General features: G+C 45.9%; 26 protein-coding genes. 19 read left to right on the top strand and 7 right to left on the bottom strand.

The features are described from left to right. Both XMG59_RS12275 and XMG59_RS04360 read left to right on the top strand, forming a co-directional pair. The coding region (locus XMG59_RS12275) for an integrase core domain-containing protein (protein WP_173489325.1) at positions 1-83 on the top strand (83 nt) is incomplete at its 5' end. A 49-nt stretch (positions 84-132) separates the two neighbouring features. Beyond that, on the top strand, positions 133-507 hold the full coding sequence (locus tag XMG59_RS04360; protein WP_371743728.1) for an SGNH hydrolase domain-containing protein: 375 nt from the start codon (positions 133-135) through the stop codon (positions 505-507). 7 nt (positions 508-514) lie between these two features. Here the strand turns inward: XMG59_RS04360 and XMG59_RS04355 are convergent, their stop codons facing one another. Continuing rightward, on the bottom strand, positions 515-1,417 hold the full coding sequence (locus tag XMG59_RS04355) for a tyrosine-type recombinase/integrase (RefSeq protein WP_173498278.1): 903 nt from the start codon (positions 1,415-1,417) through the stop codon (positions 515-517). A gap of 50 nt (positions 1,418-1,467) precedes the next feature. Between XMG59_RS04355 and XMG59_RS12270 the strand changes: the two genes are divergently transcribed. From XMG59_RS12270 to XMG59_RS04315, 7 genes are all read left to right on the top strand, one after another. After that, a complete protein-coding gene (locus XMG59_RS12270; protein ID WP_173498277.1) occupies positions 1,468-1,704 on the top strand; it encodes a helix-turn-helix transcriptional regulator in 237 nt (78 codons plus the stop codon). Between the two features lie 195 nt (positions 1,705-1,899). Beyond that, positions 1,900-2,484 (top strand): hypothetical protein, encoded by a 585-nt coding sequence (locus XMG59_RS04345; protein ID WP_173498276.1) that lies wholly within the window; start codon positions 1,900-1,902, stop codon positions 2,482-2,484. Next, entirely contained in the window at positions 2,477-2,974 is a 498-nt protein-coding gene (locus XMG59_RS04340; RefSeq protein WP_173498275.1) for a hypothetical protein, read from the top strand. Before XMG59_RS04345 ends, XMG59_RS04340 begins: the two co-directional genes overlap by 8 nt. Positions 2,975-3,192: 218 nt before the next feature. Next, positions 3,193-3,438: a type II toxin-antitoxin system CcdA family antitoxin gene (locus XMG59_RS04335; RefSeq protein WP_173498274.1), complete on the top strand. Its 246-nt coding sequence runs from the start codon at positions 3,193-3,195 to the stop codon at positions 3,436-3,438. Further along, positions 3,438-3,734: a CcdB family protein gene (locus tag XMG59_RS04330; RefSeq protein ID WP_173498273.1), complete on the top strand. Its 297-nt coding sequence runs from the start codon at positions 3,438-3,440 to the stop codon at positions 3,732-3,734. The genes XMG59_RS04335 and XMG59_RS04330 overlap by 1 nt, the downstream gene beginning before the upstream one ends. A gap of 327 nt (positions 3,735-4,061) precedes the next feature. Next, the gene (locus XMG59_RS04320; protein ID WP_173498272.1) at positions 4,062-4,316 is read left to right on the top strand and encodes a type II toxin-antitoxin system Phd/YefM family antitoxin; all 255 of its coding nucleotides are present in this window, start codon (positions 4,062-4,064) and stop codon (positions 4,314-4,316) included. After that, on the top strand, positions 4,309-4,572 hold the full coding sequence (locus XMG59_RS04315) for a Txe/YoeB family addiction module toxin (RefSeq protein WP_173498271.1): 264 nt from the start codon (positions 4,309-4,311) through the stop codon (positions 4,570-4,572). The genes XMG59_RS04320 and XMG59_RS04315 overlap by 8 nt, the downstream gene beginning before the upstream one ends. A 269-nt stretch (positions 4,573-4,841) precedes the next feature. Here the strand turns inward: XMG59_RS04315 and XMG59_RS04310 are convergent, their stop codons facing one another. Together XMG59_RS04310 and XMG59_RS04305 are read right to left on the bottom strand one after the other, a co-directional pair. Then, on the bottom strand, positions 4,842-5,168 hold the full coding sequence (locus tag XMG59_RS04310; RefSeq protein WP_173498270.1) for a type II toxin-antitoxin system PemK/MazF family toxin: 327 nt from the start codon (positions 5,166-5,168) through the stop codon (positions 4,842-4,844). Further along, entirely contained in the window at positions 5,168-5,422 is a 255-nt protein-coding gene (locus XMG59_RS04305) for an AbrB/MazE/SpoVT family DNA-binding domain-containing protein (protein ID WP_173498269.1), read from the bottom strand. Before XMG59_RS04305 ends, XMG59_RS04310 begins: the two co-directional genes overlap by 1 nt. A 209-nt stretch (positions 5,423-5,631) precedes the next feature. On the opposite strand from XMG59_RS04305, the gene XMG59_RS04300 reads away from it, so the two are divergent. After that, on the top strand, positions 5,632-5,889 hold the full coding sequence (locus XMG59_RS04300; RefSeq protein WP_173498268.1) for an AbrB/MazE/SpoVT family DNA-binding domain-containing protein: 258 nt from the start codon (positions 5,632-5,634) through the stop codon (positions 5,887-5,889). After that, on the top strand, positions 5,889-6,254 hold the full coding sequence (locus XMG59_RS04295; protein ID WP_173498267.1) for a type II toxin-antitoxin system PemK/MazF family toxin: 366 nt from the start codon (positions 5,889-5,891) through the stop codon (positions 6,252-6,254). Before XMG59_RS04300 ends, XMG59_RS04295 begins: the two co-directional genes overlap by 1 nt. A gap of 64 nt (positions 6,255-6,318) precedes the next feature. Here XMG59_RS04295 and XMG59_RS04290 read toward each other — a convergent pair whose 3' ends face one another. Then, positions 6,319-6,858, bottom strand: a complete 540-nt coding sequence (locus XMG59_RS04290) for a cytochrome b (protein ID WP_173494775.1) — start codon at positions 6,856-6,858, stop codon at positions 6,319-6,321. A 137-nt stretch (positions 6,859-6,995) separates the two neighbouring features. Here XMG59_RS04290 and moaA point away from each other — a divergent pair, with 137 nt between their 5' ends. The 3 genes from moaA (at position 6,996) to glp (ending at position 9,825) form a co-directional block, all read left to right on the top strand. Beyond that, positions 6,996-7,997, top strand: coding sequence for a GTP 3',8-cyclase MoaA (gene moaA, locus XMG59_RS04285; protein ID WP_173482927.1), 1,002 nt, complete (start codon positions 6,996-6,998; stop codon positions 7,995-7,997). 77 nt (positions 7,998-8,074) lie between these two features. After that, positions 8,075-8,620: a molybdenum cofactor biosynthesis protein B gene (gene moaB / locus XMG59_RS04280; protein WP_173488488.1), complete on the top strand. Its 546-nt coding sequence runs from the start codon at positions 8,075-8,077 to the stop codon at positions 8,618-8,620. Continuing rightward, the gene (gene glp, locus XMG59_RS04275) at positions 8,620-9,825 is read left to right on the top strand and encodes a gephyrin-like molybdotransferase Glp (RefSeq protein ID WP_217363680.1); all 1,206 of its coding nucleotides are present in this window, start codon (positions 8,620-8,622) and stop codon (positions 9,823-9,825) included. Before moaB ends, glp begins: the two co-directional genes overlap by 1 nt. A gap of 70 nt (positions 9,826-9,895) precedes the next feature. Here the strand turns inward: glp and XMG59_RS04270 are convergent, their stop codons facing one another. The 3 genes from XMG59_RS04270 to fusA all read right to left on the bottom strand — a co-directional run bounded on the left by XMG59_RS04270 (position 9,896) and on the right by fusA (position 12,695). Beyond that, a complete protein-coding gene (locus tag XMG59_RS04270) occupies positions 9,896-10,159 on the bottom strand; it encodes a type II toxin-antitoxin system RelE/ParE family toxin (protein WP_173480303.1) in 264 nt (87 codons plus the stop codon). Next, a complete protein-coding gene (locus XMG59_RS04265; protein ID WP_173480304.1) occupies positions 10,156-10,416 on the bottom strand; it encodes a type II toxin-antitoxin system Phd/YefM family antitoxin in 261 nt (86 codons plus the stop codon). The genes XMG59_RS04270 and XMG59_RS04265 overlap by 4 nt, the downstream gene beginning before the upstream one ends. Positions 10,417-10,610: 194 nt before the next feature. Beyond that, positions 10,611-12,695, bottom strand: coding sequence for an elongation factor G (gene fusA / locus XMG59_RS04260; RefSeq protein WP_173480305.1), 2,085 nt, complete (start codon positions 12,693-12,695; stop codon positions 10,611-10,613). A 294-nt stretch (positions 12,696-12,989) separates the two neighbouring features. Here fusA and tuf point away from each other — a divergent pair, with 294 nt between their 5' ends. The 5 genes from tuf (at position 12,990) to rplW (ending at position 16,607) form a co-directional block, all read left to right on the top strand. Beyond that, positions 12,990-14,213, top strand: a complete 1,224-nt coding sequence (tuf, locus tag XMG59_RS04255; protein WP_173480306.1) for an elongation factor Tu — start codon at positions 12,990-12,992, stop codon at positions 14,211-14,213. A gap of 414 nt (positions 14,214-14,627) precedes the next feature. After that, positions 14,628-14,939, top strand: coding sequence for a 30S ribosomal protein S10 (gene rpsJ, locus XMG59_RS04250; RefSeq protein WP_173480307.1), 312 nt, complete (start codon positions 14,628-14,630; stop codon positions 14,937-14,939). Positions 14,940-15,055: 116 nt separating this feature from the next. After that, positions 15,056-15,694: a 50S ribosomal protein L3 gene (rplC, locus tag XMG59_RS04245; RefSeq protein WP_173480308.1), complete on the top strand. Its 639-nt coding sequence runs from the start codon at positions 15,056-15,058 to the stop codon at positions 15,692-15,694. Positions 15,695-15,705: 11 nt separating this feature from the next. Continuing rightward, on the top strand, positions 15,706-16,311 hold the full coding sequence (gene rplD, locus XMG59_RS04240; RefSeq protein WP_173498266.1) for a 50S ribosomal protein L4: 606 nt from the start codon (positions 15,706-15,708) through the stop codon (positions 16,309-16,311). Then, a complete protein-coding gene (gene rplW, locus XMG59_RS04235) occupies positions 16,308-16,607 on the top strand; it encodes a 50S ribosomal protein L23 (protein WP_173480310.1) in 300 nt (99 codons plus the stop codon). The genes rplD and rplW overlap by 4 nt, the downstream gene beginning before the upstream one ends. The last annotated feature ends 10 nt before the right edge of the window (positions 16,608-16,617 follow it).

The following is a 16,617-nucleotide window of genomic DNA, read 5'->3' as shown; positions in this document are numbered from 1 at the left end:
GGCGAGATCATTACAATAAAGTAAGACCACATAGTGCACTTGGCTATGTGCCACCAGAGGAATTCGCTAAGCGTGCTGCTTAGCAAAATCTCATCGAAGAAGTGGTACTAACTAAGGGGAAAGGTCAATACTATTCAAACATTACTTGATGCTGGAAAAACTGTTGTATACCTTTGGGATGTTCCTAACCTGGGTTTTACCGAACGTTCTTGTTTGCCACGAACGGGTAAGGGTGAAGATTGGAAACCTGAGAATTGTGTTATTTCAAGAAAAGATGCGGATATACAACTGAGAACGTTCTCAGATAAATTGAATCAAACACTAGCTAAATTCCCTAATGTAAAGCAAGTGCATTTATATGAAGGGCTATGTGATTCTGAAAGGTGCTTGGGTGCAACTGATGAGCATTTGCTTTACACCGATGACGATCATTTATCAACTCTTGGATCTAAATATGTCATTGGTAATCTTGCTGGCGAGATAGAAAAAGCCTTAAGAGAAAAGTAAAGGTAGCCTATTCATATGCAATGTCGTCCGAATAGACATCCATATCTGATCCTATCCAGCTAGCTAGGTATTTCAGCGCTGTAGACTTCGCGCCCCAACCGCCGCGAAGCATTATTTTTTCAAGGGGCACTCCTCGTTCAAGTAAGTCCAACGCTGCACCAACACGAAATGAGTGTCCGCTGAAGTTTGGTAAATGGCGGAGTCTTGATCGATACTGAAGGTCTACAAGTATATTACACATCGAAGCAGATGAGAGTTGATCGCCTATAGCATCATCTTTGCGAATGCTTCTTAGAATACGGCCTCGATTTACACCAACTCTACTTTGCCATTTGATGATTAGTTTGGCCAATGTGTCTGAGATTGGTATTAACCGGCCTTGGGCAAATTGGTCTGTCTTAGATTGGCGGAGCAGAATTGAGTATTTACCGTTCGGCATTTGCTCTAGGTCTTCAAATTTGAAGGCGCAGATTTCTGAGCGCCGACGCATGGTTTCGTAGCCGAGTTGAAGTAGTACTTTATCGCGCATACCCCGATTCGAGTTGTCACATTTGCGCTTCATTTGTTCTAGGTATTTTAAGGTCAGTGGAGATGCCTGTTTTTGAGCTCTGCCAATCTGGCGGTGCATGCGTTTCATGGCTAAGGTAACTTCAGGCTCATTAACCGGGTTAGGTGATTTAGTCAGATAAAACAATGACGAAAGTGAACTGAAACGGCGACGTATTGTTGCGCTTTTGTATTTATTGGACATCTCTTCAATGTATAGAGCTAGGCGATCTGCTGTAGCGGGGATTGGTGGCCAGTCATGAGATGCGCACCATTTTTCATAGTGTGTGAAATCGCTTCGGTATGCGCGAAGTGTATTTTCTGCGAAAGCACCGTCGAATGATGCTAGTATTTCATCGATCATAATTAAATAAACCTTGTGTGATACCTAAAGTATCACGGATGATAATATAAGTGATATCAGTAAGGCAAATAAAAGCTGCTCGAGCTCTTTTAGGGTGGAGTGCTACAGAGTTGGCTGAGCGCAGCGGCATTGGTTCCGCTACGGTAAAACGATACGAACTTCAGGATGGTTTCCCCAAAGCTACTATTCAAAATCTAGCATTGATAAAGAGCACATTTGAGAAGGAGGGAGTTGAGTTTACTGGGGATCCTCTTGTGAATCCTGGTGTTATGTTGCATTTGAAGTAGGGGGCGACATTGGTCGGGGCTTTTCGCTTCGCTCAAAGTCCCTCCTACAAAAATCGCTTCGCCTTTGGCTAGCTCCAACAGTTGTCTGCTCACCGTTTATCTGCGCTATTAAATTTGCAACATAAATGACATTTGCCAAAACGGTTTGTACGTGGTTATCTATACAGCATGTATAAATAACCAATAGGTGTTGCTATGACTGTGATAGCCGAAGACGAACATTTAAAACTTCTCAATAGAGTTCGTACTATCCATATGGATGAGGGAAACTTTGAGTATGAGGAGGTTCTGCAGGGGCTCTACTATGAGCTCGAAAATCCTACCGTATTATCAGTGTTGCTCATAGAGCAAATTGCCCAGGGTTTTTTCTGGATTAAAAGGCATACGCAAGATAAAGAGTCCTTGGTGCATTCTGCAATGATTGCTCTTGTTCGCGATTATAGTTTCTCAAAGCCCGGTGCTCCCAAATTAGCCCCTCGTTTATCTGAAGCAATAGAGAAGGGAAGGTTTTCTGAAGAATACAAATTGTTTGAGTCAGAACTAAATATTTGGAAGGGAGTCACTATTGAGGAGCTTAGGTCTAAGGCAACTTCAGATAAAATTGATAAATTAAAAATACTAGATGATTTAATTCATCGGCAGGTACAGAATCTCAGGCACCTTCAGAAAAGCCTAGATGCAGTGGACTTCAAGAAACGTATTGTTAAAAAAATGGATCTAGAGCTTGAGCGGATTGAGGCCGAAAATTCAAAGCTTTTAATTGAGTCTGAAAATGCCTAGTAGCATCTCTAAGAATAGGAGAGCGACCGGTCCGATCTCTAAGCGTGGTAAAGAGCGTTCTGCACGTAATGCTGTTAAACATGGCTTGAATGTCGCGACAACACATACAAGTGACCCTTTGTTTCAAGAAATCGCCGGTGACTTGTTAGCTATAGGTTATGGGTATGAGCAAACTGTTGAAGCTGCAAACGCTTTACTTGAGTTTAGAAGAGTCATGGCTGTCTATTCTAAGACCTATTGGAGCTCTGACTTCAGTGGTGACCATTTTATGCAGGTGGCTGAAAATCTGAATCATGTTCATTACTCTACGCTAGGGTATGAAAGAAAATCGGATCTTAGAGAAGCCCAGAAGCTCTTTAAAACAGTAGCTAAGTGGGATCTTAAGTATGGTTCCCTAGAGGGGAAGCGGGCGGCATTATTGAAGCCGATAATGAGATATCAGCGCAATTCTGTATCGAGGTTGTCTAAGGCGCTTTGTCGGGCGCGGTAATTAGCTGAGAAGCTGCGGCAGAAAGTAGTGTCAGACCGGAGGTCAGACACCGGTTAGGCATGAAAAACAACAAAAAGTGACAAAACGAACTACACTAAGTCACTGATTCATATAGTCCATTCCAATACGATAACGACGGCTTATTAAGGCCTAAACTGCTATTTGCATAGCAATCTATATGCGCATAAAATTTACACATCAATATGTGAGGTTTTCATATGCGCACGGCGAGTTCACGATCCACCACTAGGCGTCCTACTAATTTATCAATTGATGCAGAGCTATTAACTATAGCCAAAGAGGTTGGAGTTAATATTTCTAGATCGGCAGAAGTAGGTATTCAGCAGGCCGTTAAGCAAAAGCAAAGAGATCTTTGGCTTCAAGAGAATAAGGAGGCTCTAATGTCTTCTAATGCATTCGTTGAAGAGAATGGATTGCCTCTTGAAAAGTTTAGGTCATTTTAATGGCTAGGTACGATGTTTACCGTTTAAAAGATGGCGGGCTTGTTGTGGATTTGCAAGCTGATCTATTGGATAGCCTCAGTACTCGTGTTGTAGCTCCGCTTCTAGATGTTGGTGGCGCGTTTAAGCCAGCAGTTAGTCTCAATCCGGTATTTGCGGTTGATGGAGAAAAGCGAATTTTAGCAATCCAATTTTTGGCAGCCATTCCGAATCGAGAGTTGCAAGATTATGTCTGTTCTCTTTCGAGTGATGAGCAAATAATACTTAAATCAATTGATATGTTGTTTTCGGGCTTTTAATTCCATGCTCTCCTCCGTCATGCGTTTGGCTGTGAGAATATAAAATTGTTTTTGTTCGTTTCGTAGGAACACACAAACAGTATGATCTTATTGATGTGGAGGTTATCTGATGGACGAATTGTGATTGAACCCTAAAGGAAGGGTAAAAGCTTAAAGTTGCCTTCAATCAGCAAACAGGCTTGCTTATTTGCTGTCCGGTAAGCGCTATTTACTGAAGTGCTCCTGAGCAAACCCGGTGGCTTCGAAAAGACATCATGTTCAGCTTACTGTACATGTAGATCAATAGCCTATATATTTTTGCTATTGGATGTATATGAAGAGGTTCTTATGAGAATTGTATCTTTTACTGAAGCAAGAAATGGCTTAAAAACCGTTTTGGATAACGTAGTCAACGATGCTGATGCAATCGTTATTACACGCCGAGATTCTGAAGACGCAGTCGTTATGTCTTTGGAGTATTACAATAGCCTTATGGAAACCGTCCATTTACTTCGCTCACCAAGTAATGCAGCGCACCTAAACCGTTCAATTACACAGTACCGTGCTGGTAAAACGGCAGCACGAGATGTGATTGATGAGTAGTTGCTTGCTGGCATGGACTGATGAGGCTTGGGGTGACTATCTGCATTGGCAAACTCAAGACAAAAAAACACTCAAGCGTATTAATAAACTCATTGCTGATGTAAAGCGTTCTCCCTTTGAAGGGATCGGCAAACCAGAACTCTTAAAGGAAAATTTATCGGGCTTTTGGTCCCGTCGAATTGATGATACGAATAGGCTTGTTTACGTAATTGATGACGATGCAATAACAATCATCTCGTGTCGTTACCATTACTGAGCTAATTTCTAGAAAAGCTATAGGCTATGTAAAAGCCCGGCTCAAAAATGTTGTAGCAAGCCGTTTCTATATTAAACGGCTGTTTATGGCCTCTTTTTGCAGCTGATAGTTTTGTTGTCTTTAGTATATGGTTTCGAGCAGTTCGGAGAAGCGCAGGCTGATTGCTACTTTTGGGGATTCTTTGAGTGCTTTGAAAAGATAGCTGAAGTTGTATTTTATCTGAGGTTAATTGGACTCGTTCCAATCACCGCATAAATTGTTCACAATTTTTAGCTAATGATTGTGAAAGCAATTTTTGTGACTTTTGCGGTTACAGAGGTTGAGGCTTTTTCTATAAACTTGATATCGCGACTTTTGCCATCGAGTGAGCGTAACTGATGTACAAGAATGACTCCTTTGGTCGATGTATCTTCCAATTCAACTTCTAAGGCATTGCCCCGTACAGTACTGGTAATGGGTGCGACAATTACGAATCCAGTATGCTTATTGAAGGCGTTTCGGGAAATCACTAAGGCAGGCCTTCTTTTGATGATTTCTTTTCCTGAGCTGGGATCAAAGCTAAGTAGTACAATGTCTCCTTTCTCTGGAACGTACATCAGAGTTCCTTACCAATGGGTTTCATGTCCAGCCACTCTCTGTCTTCGTCTAGCGGAGCAAAGGACTCCTTTGGACTATTGGCAAGTAATCCTTCTAAGGTCAACTTTTCTTCAATCGGTGTGAGCACAATGTTTTGCTCGACAATTGAAAGCTCAAGTTTTGATCCAACGTGGAGGCCTAGTGTTTTTACAATAGCTTTTGGAATGCTAATTATATTAGCCCCACCTGACTGGCGAACTGCTACGGAAGCCATGATGCTCTTCTCCTTTTTAGTTATACTATGATATAACTCTTTGTCGTGTTTTACAATTGTAAAACTTAAGGGTTTCGCTTTTAGTGGATGTCTACGAAAGAACTTTATGCATGCTAATTCATTTTTAACCAATTATTGGATGTATATACAAAGTTGACACTGGGTGTTTGTGTTAGTGTATATACATTGAATAAACTATAGGGCTTGTTATGAAATCTCAAATCAATAAATGGGGTAATAGTGCAGCTATAAGAATCCCATCTACTTTTATGTCCGACTTAGGGCTTTCGATAAATTCAGCCATCAACATTGAAGTGTCTGAGGGGCGAATTGTTATTGAGCCCAAAAGGAAGGGTAAAAACTTAAAGTTGCCTTTTACTGAAGAGTCCTTGCTTGAAGGGTTAGATACATACTCTGCTCATGCGGATGAGCTGGCTTCGCCAATGACTTCGGAATTGTGCGAGTAATGTCTAATTCTTACGTTCCTTCTCGTGGTGACATAATTTGGTTAGATTTTGAACCTGTTAAGGGTAAAGAGATCGGTGAGTATCGTCCCGCTCTAGTCCTATCATCTAAAGCATACCATCAACAAACAGGCCTGCTTATTTGCTGTCCTGTAAGTACAAGCATCCGTGGTGCTTCTACTGAAGTACCAGTCAACAATTTAGACCAGCCATCTGTAGTTGCTTCGAGCTTAGTCCAAACTCTCTCCTGGAAGCAGCGCAAAGCTAAGTTTATTATTCAGTCAGAGATTCAGGTTGTTGAGCAGGTTTTGCTGCGACTTCTTCCTTTAATGGGTGCTGATAAAGTGTTGGAGCAATACCTGGATTAGTTTTGCTCCAGCCTTTATTTACTTACCAAGATCTTTGGAGTTTATGCAGCCCTTTGGCGTTAGGCTAAACCCTTCTCCCAAAAATGCGGGCCATGGTGCCGTCTTTTGCAAACAGCATATGTTTGAAGCTGGCAGCGACGTGCAGGAAGAAGGCGAGCATCAGTAGTTTGCTGCCGAGGCCATGGCCGATGTGGCCGAGCTTTTCTAACCATTCGATCTCTGTGTTGCTGCGTGCGATCACTTCCATTCCAAAGATAATTACGGCGTGACCTTCGCCAACCTGCATCAGTACACCAGAGATAGGCATGAACAGTGTCGCTGCAATCAGGAAGCTCATGACGATGATGGAGATCTTCTTCTGCCTCGGTGGGACATCACTCAGTGACTCTGGGAATCCGTTTTTCACACGAACCATTAAGCGCCATACGGCAAAGCCAAATACAACGGCGCCGGCCGTCATGTGGAGTTTCAGTAGGTCGAACTTCTCTGGGCTGCGCTCCATCTCTTCTAGTGTCAGGCCAATGATCATTGAGCCGATCATCAGTAGGGCGACTATCCAGTGCAGCGCAACGCTGGTGTGGCTCAGTTTTGCTTTGGTATCCATGGGAGGTCCTTTTTAAGGGAGTTAAATTAGAATGATCTAATAATAGGCTGTTAACTGATCAAAAGCATTGATCTAGAGCGTAAAGTTTCGCAAAGAATTGCTAAAAAACTGTTACACGAGTCGTTATACTTGAGCTCATGAATACACCTTTGAAACTGATCGATAAGTTTGGTCGCCACATCGACTATGTGCGCATCTCGGTGACGGATCGTTGTGACTTCCGTTGCGTCTACTGCATGGCCGAGGAGATGACCTTTCTTCCTCGCGAGCAGGTGCTGACTCTGGAGGAGATCTATGAGGTGGGTGCTGCGTTTGTGCGTCTGGGTGTCAATAAGCTGCGTTTGACTGGCGGTGAGCCATTGGTACGTCGTGATATTTTGACGCTGATCCGCAAGTTGGGTGAGTTGGACATTGAGTTGGTATTAACGACTAATGGCTCGCAACTACCGACCATGGCGAACGATCTAGTTGAAGCCGGTGTAAAGCGCATCAACGTCTCTTTGGATACGCTGAAGGCGGATCGTTTTAAAGAGCTGACGCGCAAGGATAAGTTTGATCAGGTCATTGCCGGTATCGATGCCGCCTGTGCTGCAGGGTTTAAACGCGTTAAGTTAAATGCGGTGATCTTAAAAGGCCGTAATGATGATGAAGTGGTCGATCTGGTCAATTTTGCGCGTGATCGTGACATGGACATCAGTTTTATCGAAGAGATGCCCTTAGGTGCTATTACTGAGCATGATCGCGAAGAGGCCTACTGCTCTAGCGATGATGTGCGTCAGTTAATTGAGCAAGTCTACCCACTGGAGAAGACGCAAGAGCAGACTGCGGGCCCTTCTACCTACTACCGCATGGTGGATTCGAATACGCGCATCGGTTTTATCTCGCCGCACTCGCATAACTTCTGTTCGGAATGTAATCGTGTGCGTGTCACTGTTGAAGGGCGTTTGTTGCTCTGTTTGGGTAACGAACACTCTATGGATCTGCGTGATCTGTTGCGCTCAGAAGCGGATCCTGAATTACGTGCTGCTAAGCTAGAACAGGCGATCATCAACTCTATGGATCTTAAGCCTGAAAAACACCACTTCGATCTAGCGAACGAACCGCAAATACTCCGTTTTATGAATGCCACCGGTGGTTGATGCGCATCAGTGCGCCTGCCGGTAAAGTTCGCAATAATACCCTTTAAACTAACCCTTTGTATGAGCTTGGAGAGACAATGAGCAGTAACGGTAAAGAGTTTGTCAGTCTGAATGTTGCAGTATTGACCGTATCGGACACTCGTAACGAGTCGAACGACACCTCGGGTGACTTTCTAGCGAATGCAGCCGTTGAGGCAGGGCATACCCTGATCGATCGCGCACTGTTGCCGGATGATGTCTATCTATTGCGTGCACAGGTTTCACACTGGATTGCGGATCCTGAAGTGCAGGTTGTGTTAAGTACCGGTGGTACTGGATTTGCGATGCGCGATTCAACGCCGGAAGCACTTAAGGTGCTATTCGATAAAGAGGTCGAAGGCTTTGGAGAGATGTTCCGTAAGGTCTCTTGGGATGAGATCGGTACCTCGACGATTCAGTCACGCGTCTTTGCTGGTCTGGCTAATGGAACGTTGATCGTCTGTATGCCAGGTTCAACCGGTGCTTGTCGCACTGGCTGGAGCATCATTGAGTCACAGCTTGATAACCGCCACCGTCCATGTAACTTCGTGGCGTTGCTTGAACAGGTAAAAGAGCAGCGTCTAGCTATTGAGGCAGCAGAGTAATGTCGGCAATGAAGCCGTTGATTCCACTGGATGATGCGCGCCAAGCGCTGTTTGATCAGCTCTCTGTTATTGCAGAGATAGAAACGGTCACGCTGAATGATGCAGCAGGCCGAATTTTAGCGGAATCGGTGGTCGCTTCGATCAATGTTCCGCCTAAAGCGAACTCCGCGATGGATGGGTATGCGCTGGCCGCCAAAGATGCAATCGCGGGTACCGAACTGGCTATATCACAACGCATTCCTGCTGGCTCAGTTACTACGCCATTAATTAGCGGATCCGCGGCTAGAATCTTTACCGGTGCCGAACTTCCGGACGGTGCGGATTGTGTAGTAATGCAGGAGAATACCGAGCTCTGTGACAAGGGCGTGCGTATTCTGCAAACGGCCAAAGTGGCCGAGAATGTTCGAGCGGCCGGTTTGGATATTACGGCCGGTGAAGTGATTGTCGAGGCAGGTGCTCGACTGACAGCACCTGCTCTAGGTATCTGTGCCTCAACCGGTATTACTCATGTAAAGGTCTTCAAGCCATTAAAGGTAGCGCTGCTTTCAACGGGTGATGAGCTAGTAGAGCCCGGTGTTGCTCTGCAACCTGGGCAGATCTACAACTCTAATCGTCCCATGTTGGTTGAGCTGCTTCATCAAGCAGGCTTTGATGTGATCGATATGGGCCAGGTGGCTGATAATCATCAGGCGACTCGTGATGCATTGATTACAGCTTCAGAGCAGGCGGATGCGATTCTGACTATGGGCGGTGTCTCAGTAGGTGAGGAGGATCACGTTAAGAGTGCGATCGATGAGTTGGGTTCCCTTAACTTGTGGCGTATTCGAATTCGTCCGGGTAAGCCCTTTGCCGCGGGTCGGGTAGGGCAGACCCCTATTTTTGGTCTGCCTGGAAACCCCATGTCAGCCTTGGTGACCTTCTCGCTGCTGGCGCGTCCTTGCTTGATGTATCTTCAGGGGGCTGTGTATAAGCCAGCGTTACGCATTCCAGTTGAAACCTCAGTTTTACGAGCTGCCCAGTCGCGCGATGAGTATATGCGTGTGGAGCTGCATGATGGCGTCGCACAGCGTGTCGTAAATCAGAGTTCGGGTGTTCTATCCTCAGCGTTGAATGCTGATGGTTTGCTGCACTTGCCAGCGGATGTAGAGATCAAAGCGGGTGAGCGTTACGACTTTATTCCGTTTTGTTCGTTATTGACGAGTTAACTTATCGCTTCATCTGCGATAAAGCTCCAACACTCAGCGCCAGTTGGAGCGGTCTTAAAAAGGCCGCGATCTAATCACCATAGTGTGTCTTAGCCCGAATAATAATCACCACACAGCGCCCATCTTCGATTCGATAGACAATTCTGTCCTGAAAGGTGAGTCTTACCGAGTAATAACCGGCTAAGTCGCCTAGCAGTGCTTTTCCTGATAACGGATCCACTGCAATCTTGTTCCTTAGTATATCTTTGAGTTTCTCTTTCAGCTTCGGTGATAGTTTCTTAATGTCTTTTTGGGCTTGTTTGGTTAGCTCTATGTCGTAACGTCTGTCGGTCACAATGACTCACCGAAAACATTATCAAAGCTGTCCGTCTTGCCGCTGTTGGCCTCTTCAACAGCCTCTTTAAACGCCTTGGCAAAACCCTCTTGCGATAGGAGGTGTAGAGTTTCTTGTAGGCTTTCATACTCTTCAGACGACATGATTACGGACTTGCCGTTTTTATGTTGAACCTCAACGATTTCATGCTGCTGATTGGTTCGTTTAATGATGTCGAAGAAAGATTTGCGTGCTTCGGTTGCGTTTAGAGTAATCATAATGCCCTCCATTTATGTACCATATAGTGTACCACTTGGTGATGGTGATGCAATTAGCTTATCGCTTCATCTGCGATAAAGCTCCAACACTCAGCGCTTGTTGGAGTGGTCTTAAAAAGGCCGCGATTAATTGAAAAGTGGGCATTAAAAAACCCCGGCATCTTGCGATGGCGGGGTTTTTTGCGTTGGGCGAATTACTTGTTCGCTTTACGCTCTTTCGCTTCAGCGATAACAGTCTCTGCTACGTTAGCTGGACACTGTGAGTAGTGGCTGAACTCCATAGAGAACTGACCACGACCCGATGTCATAGTACGTAGGTGACCGATGTAGCCGAACATCTCAGATAGAGGTACGTCTGCTTTGATGCGAACGCCAGTTACGCCAGCTTCCTGGTCTTTGATCATGCCGCGACGACGGTTAAGGTCACCGATAACATCACCAACGTGATCTTCAGGAGTGAAGACGTCAACTTTCATCACAGGCTCAAGAAGCTGTGGGCCCGCTTTTGGCATAGATTGACGGAAGCCGCCTTTCGCTGCGATTTCGAATGCGATAGCAGAAGAGTCGACTGCGTGGAAGCCACCGTCGAACAGTTCGATTTCAACGTCCACAACTGGGAAGCCTGCAACCGTACCTTCTTGCATCATAGACGCGAAGCCTTTCTCAACAGCTGGCCAGAATTCCTTAGGAACGTTACCACCAACAACTGAAGAGCTGAATGTGAAACCAGAACCAGGCTCACCTGGCTTCATGCGGTAGTCGATCTTACCGAACTGACCTGAACCACCCGACTGTTTCTTGTGCGTGTAGCTATCTTCAACTGGGATAGTGATCGACTCACGGTAAGCAACCTGTGGTTTACCTACGTTTAGCTCAACGCCGTATGTACGCTTAAGGATGTCGACTTTAACGTCTAGGTGAAGCTCACCCATGCCTTTAAGGATGGTTTCGCCTGAATCTTCGTCAGTTTCAACGCGGAATGATGGATCTTCTGCAACCATCTTACCGATTGCGATACCCATTTTCTCAGAGCCGCCTTTATCTTTAGGTGCAACAGCGATCGAGATTACTGGCTCTGGGAAGACCATGGCTTCAAGAGTACATGGGTGCTTCTGATCACATAGAGTGTGACCAGTCTGTACGTTCTTCATACCAACGATCGCGATGATGTCACCCGCCGTTGCAGAAGATAGTTCGTTACGCTCGTCTGCGTGCATCTCAACCATGCGGCCGATACGCTCAGTCTTACCTGTTGCAGAGTTAAGGATTGTGTCACCTTTGTTCAGTACGCCAGAGTAGATACGTACGAAGGTTAGAGCACCGAAGCGGTCATCCATGATCTTGAATGCTAGCGCACGTAGAGGCTCGTCTGGTGATACGATCGCTTTCTCGCCAGTTGCGTTACCTTCTTCGTCTGTTAGATCCTGTGGATCAACTTCAGTTGGGCTTGGTAGGTAGTCAACCACTGCGTCTAGTACTAGCTGAACACCCTTGTTCTTGAATGCAGAACCACAGAATGTTGGGAAGAAGTCTAGAGCGATAGTACCTTTACGGATACAGCGCTTGATGTCTTCGATAGATGGCATTTCGCCTTCCATGTAAGCCATCATTAGATCGTCGTCTTGTTCAACCGCTGTTTCGATTAGTTGCTCGTGGTACATCTCCACGTCGTCAACCATGTCAGCAGGAACGTCTTGGATTTCGTAGTTTTCTGGCTGGCCAGAATCATCCCATACGTAAGCTTTCTTAGTCAGAACGTCTACAACACCCACGAACTGATCTTCAGTACCGATAGGAAGAGTACATACAAGTGGGTTTGCACCTAGTACGTTTTTGATCTGGTCTACAACGCGGTAGAAGTCAGCACCCATACGGTCAAGTTTGTTGACGAAGATAACACGTGCAACTTCTGACTCGTTCGCGTAGCGCCAGTTAGTTTCAGACTGAGGTTCTACACCGCCTGAACCACAGAATACACCAACACCACCATCAAGTACTTTAAGAGAACGGTAAACTTCTACAGTGAAGTCAACGTGCCCAGGAGTATCGATGATGTTGAAACGGTGGTCCTTCCAGAAACAGGTCGTTGCTGCAGACTGGATAGTAATACCACGCTCCTGCTCCTGTTCCATGAAGTCGGTAGTAGCAGCACCTTCGTGTACTTCACCAGTTTTGTGGATCTTACCTGTTAGTTTCAGGATACGCTCAGTAGTTGTGGTTTTACCCGCATCAACGTGGGCGAAGATGCCTATATTTCGGTATTTGTTTAGATCAGTCATGTTCTCACTCGAATTCATGGACGTTTTAAAAAGTCGCGAGATTATACGCTTGTATAAGCCTCGATGGAATAGCTGATCGAAATGTAACCAAAAAGATGTGACATATATATGTATAAGTAAAAACGAACAGGCTTATTATTTGCCTTAAACCGGTTGGAGAGATCTTTTTTAAAGAAAATTGATCACATTGCTTGACTATATAGGCAATGACGTTAAAATTTCGCGCCCAGTAGGATTGCTAACTCGAATTGGCAGTCTTCTTATTTTTTTAAACCTAACACAGGAATTAAGCTCGTGGCTAAGCAAGCATTTGAACGTTCCAAGCCCCACGTTAACGTTGGTACTATCGGCCACGTTGACCACGGTAAAACAACTCTAACTGCAGCACTTACTCGTGTATGTGCAGAAGTTTTCGGTGGTGAGGCTGTCGCATTCGACGGTATCGATAAAGCTCCTGAAGAGCGTGAGCGTGGTATCACGATCAACACTTCTCACGTTGAGTACGATTCAAACATCCGTCACTACGCGCACGTTGACTGCCCAGGGCACGCCGACTACGTTAAGAACATGATCACTGGTGCTGCACAGATGGACGGCGCTATCCTAGTTTGTGGTGCGACTGATGGTCCAATGCCACAGACTCGTGAGCACATCCTTCTTTCTCGCCAGGTTGGCGTACCTTACATCGTAGTATTCCTAAACAAAGCTGACCTTCTTGCTGAAGACTGTGGCGGCGTTGGTACTGAAGAATACGAAGAGATGCTAGAGCTAGTTCAGATGGAAATCGTTGAACTTCTAGACACTTACGACTTCCCAGGCGAAGATACTCCAATCATCGCTGGTTCTGCTCTAATGGCTCTTAACGGTCAGGACGACAACGAACTAGGTACTACTGCTGTTAAGAAACTAGTTGAAGCGCTAGACTCTTACATCCCAGAACCACAGCGTCTAGTAGACATGCCATTCCTAATGCCAATCGAGGACGTATTCTCGATCTCTGGTCGTGGTACTGTAGTAACTGGTCGTATCGAGCGTGGTGTCATTAAAGTTGGTGAAGAGATCGATATCGTTGGTATCCGTGAGTCTTCTAAGACTACTTGTACTGGTGTTGAGATGTTCCGTAAGCTTCTTGACGAAGGTCGTGCAGGCGAGAACTGTGGTATCCTTCTTCGTGGTACTAAGCGTGACGAAGTTGAACGTGGTCAGGTTCTATGTGCTCCTGGTACTACAACTCCTCACACTCAGTTCGAAGGTGAAGTATACGTACTAAACAAAGATGAAGGCGGTCGTCACACTCCATTCTTCAAAGGCTACCGTCCACAGTTCTACTTCCGTACAACTGACATCACTGGTGCTGTAGAGCTTCCAGAAGGTGTTGAAATGGTAATGCCTGGTGATAACGTTAAGATGAACGTTACACTAATCAACCCAATCGCTATGGACGAAGGTCTACGTTTCGCAGTTCGCGAAGGTGGCCGTACTGTAGGTGCAGGTGTTGTATCTAAGATCATCGCTTAATTGCTGATAATCTTCTAAAAGAAACCCGCTCTCGAGCGGGTTTTTTTATGCCCGTAGTTTGGGATTGGGTGTTTGTTGCTAGGGTGGATGACAGGCTGAAGCCAGTCACCGTAAATGGGAAAAAATGCGCGCTGGGAAGGCGGATGATTGGCTGAAGCCAGTCACCAAAACTGAGTTGGGTGGTTGCTGGTAAAGCGGGTGACAGGCTGAAGCCAGTCACCGATACTGCGTAGGTGGTTAGGTGCTCCGGTGACTGGCTTTCAGCCTGTCATCCGCTGTCTAATTACGCACCAATCATTTGGCAAATCTTTAGTTGACCTACAGCCCAAAACTCAAGTAGAATTTGCGTCCCTTCATTTGAGGGGAGGTCGGCTATTGCCGTTTATTTAATATTTTAGGAAATGCGTGATCAAAATGCAGAACCAAAAAATCAGAATCCGCTTGAAGGCTTTTGACCATCGTCTGATCGATACTTCGGCTCAGGAGATCGTTGAAACTGCAAAGCGTACTGGTGCTCAGGTCCGTGGTCCGATCCCACTTCCTACTCGCAAAGAGCGTTACACCGTATTGGTCTCTCCGCACGTCAACAAAGACGCGCGTGATCAGTACGAAATTCGTACGCACAAGCGTGTTCTAGACATCGTTGAGCCAACTGAAAAAACAGTTGATGCTCTAATGAAGCTAGATCTCGCAGCGGGTGTAGAAGTGCAGATCAGCCTAGGCTAATAGCACGCGCAGATTTATTAATTTTTTATTAATGAAGCGCTATTTGTGGAATACCCCTGAAAAGGGTAGCCGTAGTGGGTAACAGCCCCGTACACAACTGGCAAGAGGTATATAAAATGTCATTAGGACTTATCGGACGTAAAGCGGGCATGACCCGTGTCTTCACTGAAGACGGCGTGTCCGTGCCAGTCACCGTCATCGAGGTGGAACCGAACCGAGTGACTTGCGTTAAAACTGTCGAAACTGACGGTTACGCTGCTGTACAAGTGACTACTGGTACTAAGAAGGCTAACCGCCTTTCTAAACCAGAAGCTGGTCATTTTGCTAAGGCAGGCGTTGAAGCGGGTGCAGGTTTGTGGGAGTTTCGCGCGAAGGGTGATGAGGAAATCAACGTAGGTGATGCACTTACTGTTGAGCGCTTCCAAGCAGGCGAAAAAGTAGATGTAACTGGTCAATCTAAGGGTAAGGGCTTCCAGGGTGGCGTTAAGCGTCACAACTTCCGTACTCAGGATATGACTCACGGTAACTCACTTTCTCACCGTGCTCCGGGTTCAATTGGTCAGTGCCAAACTCCGGGTCGCGTTTTTAAAGGTAAAAAGATGGCTGGGCACATGGGTGCAGAGCGTTCTACCGTACAGAGCCTTGAGGTTGTACGCGTAGATGCTGAGCGCGGCCTGCTGCTAATCAAGGGTGCCGTACCTGGTGCTCCTGGTGGTGACGTCATCGTTAAACCAGCTGTTAAAGCGCGCGGCTAAGGGAGATTGTCATGAATTTGAATCTAACTGGTGCCAAGGGTTCGGTTGAAGTAGCCGATACTGCGTTTGGCAAAGAGTTTAATGAAGCTCTAGTACACCAGGTTGTAACTGCTTACATGGCAGGTGCGCGTCAGGGTACTAAAGCTCAGAAAAACCGTTCAGCTGTAGCTGGTGGTGGTGCTAAGCCATTCCGTCAAAAAGGTACAGGTCGTGCTCGTCAGGGTACTACTCGTTCTCCTGTCTGGCGTACTGGTGGCGTAACATTCGCTGCTACTCCACGTGACCACTCTCAGAAAGTTAACAAGAAGATGTACCGCGCTGCGATGCGTTCTATCTTGTCTGAGTTGGTTCGCCAAGAGCGTCTAGTTGTTGTTGAAGACTTCGCTGTCGAAGCTCCAAAAACTAAGCAGTTCTTAGCAAAAATGAAAGAGTTTGACCTAAGCAACGCTTTGGTTATCACTGAAGAGGTTGATCTAAACCTATTCCTTGCTGCTCGTAACGTACCACACGTTGACGTACGTGATGCGGCAGGTATCGATCCAGTGAGCCTAATCGGTTTCGATAAAGTCGTTGTGACTGTCCCAGCTCTTAAGAAGATCGAGGAGGTGTTTGCATGAACCCGGAACGCATCTACAAAGTGCTACTCGGACCACACATCTCTGAGAAAGCAACGATCGTAGCGGAAGATACTCAACAAGTGGTATTCCGTGTCGCTAACGATGCAACTAAGCCTGAAATCAAGGCTGCTGTTGAACAGCTGTTCAACGTGACTGTTGCAAACGTGAACGTGCTTAATGCGAAAGGTAAAACGAAGCGTACTATGCGTGGCATGGGTAAGCGCAACGATGTTCGCAAAGCATACGTTCGTCTAGCTGACGGTTCAGAAATCGATTTTCTGGCTGCTGGCGAATAAGGAGGGGTTA

Origin of the sequence: Marinobacterium sp. xm-g-59 (assembly GCF_013283315.1) — a bacterium.
Taxonomy (GTDB): domain Bacteria; phylum Pseudomonadota; class Gammaproteobacteria; order Pseudomonadales; family Balneatricaceae; genus Marinobacterium_E.
The sequence above is the reverse complement of the archived record's forward strand: the minus strand, read 5'-3'. Positions and strand labels throughout refer to the sequence as shown.